The sequence below is a fragment of the Synechococcus sp. H60.3 genome, from assembly GCF_047462295.1.
Taxonomy (GTDB): domain Bacteria; phylum Cyanobacteriota; class Cyanobacteriia; order Thermostichales; family Thermostichaceae; genus Thermostichus.
Genome location: NZ_JANSIY010000039.1, coordinates 14647 through 17303, shown reverse-complemented (window position 1 = coordinate 17303; position 2657 = coordinate 14647). Strand labels below are relative to the sequence as shown.

1 protein-coding gene is annotated in these 2657 nt (G+C 61.7%); it reads right to left on the bottom strand.

From position 1 onward, the window contains the following. Positions 1-6: 6 nt before the first annotated feature. Positions 7-2657: HAD-IC family P-type ATPase (locus NW841_RS06040; protein ID WP_414385810.1), on the bottom strand; the 2651-nt coding region annotated here is incomplete at its 5' end.

Below are 2657 nucleotides of genomic sequence, written 5' to 3'. Positions count from 1 at the left end.
CTAGGATTAGGTTTTCCTGGGTGAGCGGGCCAGCGAAGCGCCTTCCGGATCCACCCGGTTGGCCAGCGCTGCAACCCCGATCATCGGCAAGCTCACCAGTAGACAGAAGCCCCACTGCGCCCAACTCAGGGGTGCTGTCTCGAAGAGAGTGTTGAACAGGCTCCATTGGCTAAAGAGGATCTGCAGTAGGATGGCCGCCCCAATGCCAATGGCAATAGCCGCCACATCCATTAAGCGTTCGTGGCGCTCCAACTGGCTGGCGCGCCCGCGGCCCAACAGGGTAGGGATAGCCTGGCTAAGGCTGAGCAAGTAGAAGATGCGCCCAATTACCAGCGCCTGAATGGCCATGCTGCGGGCCAGGTTGAGGTTGCCGGTGGTTTGTTCCACGTACTCGAAAACCCCGAAAATCAAGATCCAGTTAAATACCGACACCAGTAGGATGCGCTGCAGCAGCCTAGGAGAGAGCAAATTGGCGTTGGGATCCCGCGGTGGTTGGGTCATCTCCCGCCCCGTGGTGGGCTCGAAGGAGAGCGGCACCGTCATGGTGATGGAGTTAATCATGTTCAGCCATAGCACTTGAATGGCCAAAATGGGCAGCTCGCGGTTGAGGAGCACGCTAAGAAGAAGGGTCATCGACTCTCCCCCGTTCACCGGCAGGATGAAGGCGATGGCTTTAAGGAGGTTGTTGTAAACGGTGCGCCCCTCTTCGACGGCAGCCGCGATGGAGGCGAAGTTGTCATCGGTCAAGATCATGTCGGCGGCAGCCTTGGCCACCTCGGTGCCACCTCGCCCCATGGCAATGCCCACATCTGCCTGCTTCAAGGCCGGCGCGTCGTTAACTCCATCGCCGGTCATGGCCACGATCTGACCCTGCGACTGCAAGGCCTTCACCAGGCGCAGCTTTTGCTCCGGCACCACCCGCGCAAAGACGGATCCCTCCTTGGCGGCAGTGACAAACTCCTCTGGGCTAAGCTGCTCCAGATCCCGGCCGCTGTAGGCTTTTACCGGTTTGCCACCGCCCAGGCCCATCTGCTCAGCAATGGCTTGGGCTGTAAGCACATGGTCGCCGGTAATCATCTTGACTTGGATCCCGGCAGTCTGGCAGGAGCGCACAGCGGCAATGGCCTCCGGCCGCGGCGGGTCGATCATCCCCTGCAAGCCCAAGAAAATCAGCCCTTCCTGCAGATCTGAGTGATCCACCTGAGTTTGGCTAGGGGGGACGGCTTTTTGGGCAAAGGCCAGGACTCGCAGCCCCTGCCGCGCCAAGGCCTCCACCTGCTGGCAAATCCGCTCTGCTTCCAAGGGCTGGATCTCCCCTTGGGGACCCATCTGGCTGCGGCAGCGGGGCAAGAGAGCTTCTACGGATCCCTTGACGTAGATACAGTGCTCCTCCGGCCCCAACTGGTGCAGGGTGGCCATGTACTGAAACTCGGATTCAAAGGGGATGCTGTCTAGGCGAGGGCGACGGCGCTGCAGATCGTCTCGATCCAGCCCCCCTTTCTGGGCGGCTACGAGCAGAGCCGCCTCGGTGGGATCCCCTACCACTTCCCACTGACCGTCGTCCTTGGGTTTGAGGCGGCTGTCGTTGCAGAGGCAGCCGGCCACTAGGCAAGCCTCCAGGGCAGGCCATTGGCGAATTTCGACGGGGGAATTGGCTTCCTGAAACAGGATTTGGCCCTGGGGGCTGTAGCCACTGCCGGTAACCCGGTAGAGCCGGGATCCGGCGTAGATGGCCTGCACCGTCATCTGGTTTTCCGTGAGGGTGCCGGTTTTGTCCGAGCAAATCACCGTGGCGCTGCCCAGGGTTTCTACCGCCGGCAACTTGCGGATGATGGCATGGCGGCGGGCCATGCGGGAAACCCCAATGGCCAGGGTTACGGTAACTACCGCCGGCAAGCCTTCGGGGATGGCGCTCACCGCCAGCGCCACTGCCGCTTCAAAGACGCTTGCTGCCGCTTGGCCCTGCACCAGCCCCACCAAAAAAGTGAACGCAGCCAAGGTGAGGATAATTTTCAGCAAGGTCAGGCTGAAGGCCTCAAACTTGCGCGTCAGGGGAGTTTGCAGGGATCCCCCTTCTTCAATGAGCTGGGAGATGCGACCTGTTTGGGTCTGGTTGCCGATGGCCACCACCACCCCCGCCCCTTGGCCAAAGGTGACGAAGCTGCCGGCGTAAGCCATGTTCTGGCGGTCGGCCAAAGGCGTGTCTTCCGGCAGGGATCCCAGCCGTTTTTCCACCGGCACCGACTCTCCCGTGAGGGCCGATTCGTCCACCTGCAAGTTGCGCGCACTCAGCAGGCGCAGGTCGGCGGGCACCCTGTCTCCCGAGCTCAAGAGCACCACATCCCCCGGCACCAGCTCCCGCGAGGGCAGCCGCACTTTCTGCCCCTCCCGCAGCACCGTGACTTCAGTCACCACCGACTTGGCCAGGGCAGCGATTGCCTCCTCCGCCTTGGCCTCTTGGATGTAGCTGATGAGGGCGTTGATCACCACCACCGCCCAGATCACGATGGCGTTGCGCCAGGATCCCAGGAACGCCTTGACCGCCCCAGCCACCATCAGGATATAAAGGAGGGACTGGTTAAACTGCTGCAGAAACTTGACCCAGGCCGGCGTTGCAGCTTTGGCTTTCAGCTCATTGGGGCCGTATTGCCGCTGCC